Source organism: Streptomyces sp. NPDC001381 (assembly GCF_042895685.1).
Taxonomy (GTDB): Bacteria; Actinomycetota; Actinomycetes; order Streptomycetales; family Streptomycetaceae; genus Streptomyces.
The window spans coordinates 261,188-267,187 of record NZ_JBIAWO010000003.1 but is presented as its reverse complement, the minus strand read 5'-3'; the positions used below and the strand labels follow the sequence as shown (position 1 = coordinate 267,187).

At 68.7% G+C, this 6,000-nt stretch carries 5 protein-coding genes and 1 tRNA gene; 5 read left to right on the top strand and 1 reads right to left on the bottom strand.

Going from position 1 to position 6,000, the window contains the following annotated elements:
* Positions 1–247: 247 nt before the first annotated feature.
* The 3 genes from ACFY2L_RS14815 to ACFY2L_RS14805 all read left to right on the top strand — a co-directional run bounded on the left by ACFY2L_RS14815 (position 248) and on the right by ACFY2L_RS14805 (position 2,192).
* The gene (locus ACFY2L_RS14815; protein WP_390661145.1) at positions 248–709 is read left to right on the top strand and encodes a molybdenum cofactor biosynthesis protein MoaE; all 462 of its coding nucleotides are present in this window, start codon (positions 248–250) and stop codon (positions 707–709) included.
* Between the two features lie 121 nt (positions 710–830).
* Entirely contained in the window at positions 831–1,049 is a 219-nt protein-coding gene (locus ACFY2L_RS14810; RefSeq protein WP_390661226.1) for a hypothetical protein, read from the top strand.
* A 54-nt stretch (positions 1,050–1,103) separates the two neighbouring features.
* Positions 1,104–2,192, top strand: a complete 1,089-nt coding sequence (locus tag ACFY2L_RS14805; protein WP_390661144.1) for a PDZ domain-containing protein — start codon at positions 1,104–1,106, stop codon at positions 2,190–2,192.
* Between the two features lie 9 nt (positions 2,193–2,201).
* On the opposite strand, the gene ACFY2L_RS14800 is transcribed toward ACFY2L_RS14805, so the two are convergent.
* Positions 2,202–2,744, bottom strand: a complete 543-nt coding sequence (locus ACFY2L_RS14800) for a PPA1309 family protein (protein ID WP_390661143.1) — start codon at positions 2,742–2,744, stop codon at positions 2,202–2,204.
* 164 nt (positions 2,745–2,908) lie between these two features.
* Here ACFY2L_RS14800 and ACFY2L_RS14795 point away from each other — a divergent pair, with 164 nt between their 5' ends.
* Together ACFY2L_RS14795 and ACFY2L_RS14790 are read left to right on the top strand one after the other, a co-directional pair.
* Positions 2,909–5,869, top strand: a complete 2,961-nt coding sequence (locus tag ACFY2L_RS14795) for a UPF0182 family protein (protein WP_390822813.1) — start codon at positions 2,909–2,911, stop codon at positions 5,867–5,869.
* 40 nt (positions 5,870–5,909) lie between these two features.
* Positions 5,910–5,983: transfer RNA gene (locus ACFY2L_RS14790), tRNA-Met, on the top strand.
* Positions 5,984–6,000: the final 17 nt, after the last annotated feature.

The window sequence follows — 6,000 nt, the reverse complement described above, 5'->3', positions numbered from 1 at the left end:
GCCCCTGCACCCCGGCGGGGCTGCTGCCCCCCCACGGCGCTCCGCCCCTCCAGCCCGGCGGGGCTGCCCCCCCACGGCGCTCCGCCCCCCAGCCCGGCGGGGGCCGAGTCCCCGGAACTGGAGGGTGGCCGCCTCCCCGGTCCAGGGACGGGGACGGCCTCGGACGCCGGTTGCGTCCTGGGCGGCAGTCCTCGGTTGCGGACGGGCTGGGTTCCCGCTGTTCGGGGGCGTGGGGCACGATGGGGGTATGGCATCGACCTTCGATCATCCCGGTGAGCGGGCAGCGCAGGATCCCGTCAAGCTGATCGCCGTCAGGGACACCGCGCTCTCCCTGGACGAGGTCTTCCGGGCCGTCGGGGACGACGCGGCCGGGGGGACGGCGTTGTTCGTGGGGACCGTGCGGAATCATGACGGGGGTGCCGATGTCGACACGCTCGGGTACTCCTGTCATCCCAGCGCCGAGGCGGAGATGCGGCGGATCGCGGAGAAGGTCGTCGCCGAGTTCCCGGTGCGGGCGCTCGCGGCGGTGCACCGGGTCGGGGACCTCGTCGTCGGTGATCTCGCCGTGGTCGTCGCCGTCTCGTGCCCGCATCGTGGGGAGGCCTTCGAGGCCTGCCGGAAGCTGATCGACGATCTCAAGCACGAGGTGCCCATCTGGAAGCACCAGAAGTTCTCCGACGGCACCGAGGAGTGGGTCGGGGCCTGCTGAGGCCGGACGGCCGACACTCCCGGACCTCCGGTTGCGTAACCCCACCCCTGCCGCGAGCGTTGTCAGTGCGGATGGTTAATCTGCTGATCAGTCAGTTGCGGTATGGGGTTGGGAGGTCGGCATGGCGGCGCTCGCCTGGTTGCTGATTCCGCTTGCGGCTGCGATCGGTGCCGGACTGTGGGGGAGCTGGGCCAACCGCACCCGCAGGACGCGCGGCGACGGGCCCGAACTCGACGGGTACGCCCGTTTCCGGGCCGCGATGGAGAGGTCCGCCGTCCTGGAGAAGCCGGCCGGCGCCGCGAAGACGGTCGTCAGGGAGAGGTCCCACTCCAGCACCTGACCCGGGTGGTGGCCCTGACGGTGCGCTGACAGAACCGTCCCGTACTGTCGAGGCATGCCACGCCGCACCGCGACGATGCTCGCCTCCACCCTCATGCTGATCGCGCTCCTCTGCGCTGGAGTGCTCATCAACGTGCCGTACTCCGAGATGTCCCCGGGGCCGACGGTGAACACGCTCGGCGAGCACGACGGCGAGCCGGTGCTGCAGATCTCCGGGCGCAAGACGTATGCGACCAGTGGTCATCTGAACATGACCACCGTGCGCGTCACGAGCGCCGACTACCGGATGAACCTCGTCGAGGCCGTGTACGGGTGGCTGGCCCACGACAACAAGGTGGTGCCGCACGACACGCTCTACCCGGACGGCAAGACCGAGGAGGAGTCCACCCAGGAGAACGCCGAGGAGTTCAGCCAGTCCCAGGAGAGCGCCAAGGTCGCGGCCCTGAAGGAGCTGGACATCCCGGTGCAGTCCTGGGTGATCGTCTCCACGGTGGTCAAGGGGTCCCCGGCGGAGGGCAAGCTGCACGCCGGGGACGTGATCAAGGCCGTGGACGGGACCGCGGTGAAGGCGCCGGGTGACGTCGCGAAGCTGGTGACCGAGCACAAGCCGGGGCAGGACGTCGTCTTCACGATCGTCCCGGCCAAGGAGCAGGCCGCCGCCGAGAAGGCGAACAGGACGGCGACCGGAACGCAGGACGTGACCATCACGACCGCCACCTCCACCGACAGCGGTGAGAAGCGGGCGATCGTGGGGATCTCCGCCGGGACCGACCACACCTTCCCGTTCAGCATCGACATCAAGCTCGCCGACGTGGGCGGGCCCAGCGCCGGTCTGATGTTCGCCCTCGGGATCTACGACAAGCTGACGCCCGGCAGCCTCACCGGCGGCACGTTCGTCGCCGGCACCGGGACCATCGACGACGACGGCAAGGTCGGGCCGATCGGCGGCATCGAGATGAAGACCGTCGGCGCCAGGAGCCAGGGGGCGAAGTACTTCCTCACGCCGGCCGACAACTGCGCGGCCGCCGCCAAGGACACCCCCTCGGGGCTCAGGCTCGTCAAGGTCGACACCATCGACGACGCCCTCGACGCCCTCAAGGACATCCGCAGCGGCGACACCGCCGATCTGCCGAAGTGCACGTGACGCCGGCCGCTACTCCTCGAACGTCGCCGACAGCGCCTCGGCCAGACCCGGAACCAGGTTCCCGCCGGTGAGCACCTCCGTCGGGGCGTCCTTCTCACGCAGACGCAGCGCGGACTCGCGGGTGCCGTCCCGCAGGACCGCGACCGTCATGCGGACCTCCTGGCGGTCCGGGTGCTCGGCCACCCACCGCGTCAGCTTCTCCCCGCTCAGGCCCTGCGGGACCTGGGCCTCGGCGGACGGGGGCAGCATCAGCCGCTCCACGGTGAGGGCGCAGCCGACCACCGCGTCGGGCCAGGCGATCGTGGCCAGGAACTCGTCGAGCGGCTTGTCCGTTGGCACTTCGTCCTGCTCGATCGGGGTGAGGCCGGTGGTCTCGGGCTCGTCCTCCAGGCCGAGCTGGGCGGCGAGCGAGGGTTCCTGAGCCCGCAGTCGTGCGGTGTCTACGAGGGCGAAGAGGCGGGCGGGCTGGTCCCAGCCGAGGCCGGAGGCGTACTCGTCGATCTCGAGTACGGCCCGGGTGAGCGGGTTCGCTGCCATGGGAGTGTTGGACATGGTCACAATCCTCTCTCGTTCTCGGGCGGAATCGGGAACCGAGTAAACGGTGAGTAAGTTGCATAGGTGTGGGCCCACGATCACGGGGGGCCACTGGGGGCCGGCGAACACGCGGGCCTGAGGGATCGACAGCGAACTTCGAGGTGCGCACCTTGGCTTTCCAGATGCCGGACCGCGGCGGAGGCCCGACAGGGCCGCGGATGAGAGTGGGCCGCCCGTCCCGGCGTGTCCGGACCCTGCTCATGACGCTGGGCGTCCTGGCCGTCCTCGGCATGGCGTTCACCATGTTCGCCGGGTTCTGGACGGACTGGCTCTGGTACCGGTCGGTGAACTACTCGTCGGTGTTCACCACCACGCTCTGGACCAAGATCGGGCTGTTCTTCGTCTTCGGCCTGCTGATGTCCCTCGCGGTCGGCCTCAACATCTGGCTCGCCCACCGGCTGCGGCCGCCGCTGAGCGCGATGTCGGTGGAGCAGCAGAGCCTCGACCGCTACCGCATGGGCATCGCGCCCTACAAGACGTGGCTGCTGCTCGGCATCACCTCCCTGGTGGGGCTGATCGCCGGAGCCTCCGCGGCGGGCCAGTGGCGGACCTGGCTGATGTGGGTCAACGGCGTGTCCTTCGGACAGAAGGACCCGCAGTTCCACCTCGACGTGTCGTTCTTCGCCTTCGACCTGCCCTGGTACCGGTTCCTGCTCGGCTTCGGCTTCGCCGCCACGATCCTCTCCCTGATCGCCGCCGCGCTCACCCACTACCTGTACGGCGGGCTGCGCGTCACCAGCCCCGGCGCGCGCGCCACGGCCGCGGCGACCGGGCACCTGTCGGTGCTGCTGGGCGTCTTCGTCGCGCTGAAGGCCGTCGCCTACTGGCTCGACCGGTACGGTCTCGCCGTGAAGTCCAGCGACTTCAAGGCGACCGACAACTGGACGGGCCTGAGGTACGTCGACGCCAACGCCTACCTGCCGGCCAAGACGATCCTGTTCTGCATCGCGGTCATCTGCGCCCTGCTGTTCTTCGCCACCCTGTGGCGGCGCACCTGGCAGCTGCCCGTGATCGGCTTCGGCCTGATGGTGCTCTCGGCGATCCTGATCGGCGGGCTGTACCCGGCGATCGTCCAGAAGTTCCAGGTCCAGCCGAACGAGCAGGCCAAGGAAGCCCCTTACGTCGCGAAGAACCTCAAGGCGACGCGTGAGGCGTACGGCATCGACGGCACGCAGGTCACCGAGTACTCGGGGACGAGCACCACCAAGGACAAGACGCAGCTGCGCGACGACGTCGACGCCACGGCGAGCATCCGCGTGCTGGACCCGAACATCGTCTCGCCGACGTACCAGCAGCTCCAGCAGATGCGGAAGTACTACGCCTTCCCGACCAACCTGGACGTGGACCGCTACAACGTGGACGGCACCGACCAGGACACGGTCATCGGTCTGCGCGAGCTGAACCTCGCGGGCGTCGACAAGCAGAACTGGATCAACAACCACTTCCGCTACACCCACGGCTACGGCGTGGTCGCCGCCAAGGGCACCACCGCCGACGCCGAGGGCCGCCCGGTCTTCACCGAGTCCAACCTGCCCTCCGAGGGCGACCTCGGGACGTATCAGCAGCGGATCTACTACGGCGAGAAGACGACCACGTACTCGATCGTCGGCGGTCCCCAGAAGGAGATCGACTACTCCGACGACAACGGCGAGAAGACCACCAGTTACACGGGCAAGAGCGGGGTCAACCTGTCCAGCCCGGTCAACCGGGCCGCGTACGCGGTGGCGTTCGGCGAGCCGCAGATCCTGTACTCCGGCGCCATCGGCGACGGCTCGCGGATCCTGTACAACCGCACGCCCAAGGAGCGCGTCGAGGCGGTCGCCCCGTGGCTGACCATCGACGGCGACGCGTACCCGGCCGTGGTCGACGGCAAGATCCAGTGGATCGTCGACGCGTACACCACGACGAACGGCTACCCGTACGCCTCCCGTACGACCCTCGGCGACACCACGGCCGACTCGCTGACCGCGACCAACGACAACCGCGCGGTGGTGGCCCAGCAGAACCAGGTCAACTACATCCGCAACTCGGTGAAGGCGACCGTCGACGCGTACACCGGCGACGTCAAGCTCTACCAGTGGGACACCGAGGACCCGGTCCTGAAGACCTGGATGAAGGCCTTCCCCGGCACGGTGGAGCCCAAGACCGCCATCTCGGACGCGCTGATGGCCCATCTCCGGTACCCGCAGGACCTGTTCAAGGTCCAGCGCGAGCTGCTCACCCGCTACCACGTGAAGGACGCCACGACGTTCCTCAGCGGCAGCGAGGTGTGGCAGGTGCCGGACGACCCGAGCAACAAGTCGGGTGACGCGGTGCCGCCGTACTACCTGAGCATGAAGATGCCCGACCAGAAGGCGCAGGCGTTCTCGCTGACGACGACGTTCACGCCCAACGGCCGCGACAACCTCAGTGCGTTCATGGCGGTGGACTCCGAGGCGGGCGCGCCCGGCTACGGCAAGATCAGAATCCTGAAGCTGCCGACGAGCACGACCGTCGACGGGCCGAAACAGGTCCAGAGCCAGTTCAACTCCGAACAGGACATCGCCGAGTCGATCAGACTCCTCAAGGGCGGTGACTCCGACATCGAGTACGGCAACCTGCTGACGGTGCCGCTCGACGGAGGACTGCTCTACGTGGAGCCGGTCTACGTGCGCGGTGGCGGACTCAAGTACCCGCTGCTGAAGAAGGTGTTGGTGACCTACGGCGGCAACACCGCGTTCGAGGACACCCTCGACGAAGCCCTCAACAAGGTCTTCGGCGCGGAGAGCACGGCCCCGCCGAAGGACGAGGGCGGCGACACCACCACACCGCCGTCGTCCACCAACCCGACGGTCCAGGAAGCGCTGGACGACGCGCAGAAGGCCTTCACCGCCGGCCAGGAAGCCCTGAAGAAGGGCGACTGGGAGGCGTACGGCAAGGCGCAGAAGGACCTCGAGGCCGCTCTGAAGCGGGCCGAGGAGGCGCAGAACGAGGCGGACAAGAGCGGCGGCACGGCGAGCAGCAGCCCGAGTCCGAGCAGCTCGCCGACCAGCTCGCCGAGCTCCGGCAGCAGCCCGAGTCCGAGCAGTAGTCCCAGCGGCTGATCAGGCCCGCCCCGCGTCGTGATACGGTTGTGGAACACGACGCGGGGTGGAGCAGCTCGGTAGCTCGCTGGGCTCATAACCCAGAGGTCGCAGGTTCAAATCCTGTCCCCGCTACTGCAGACGAAGGCCCG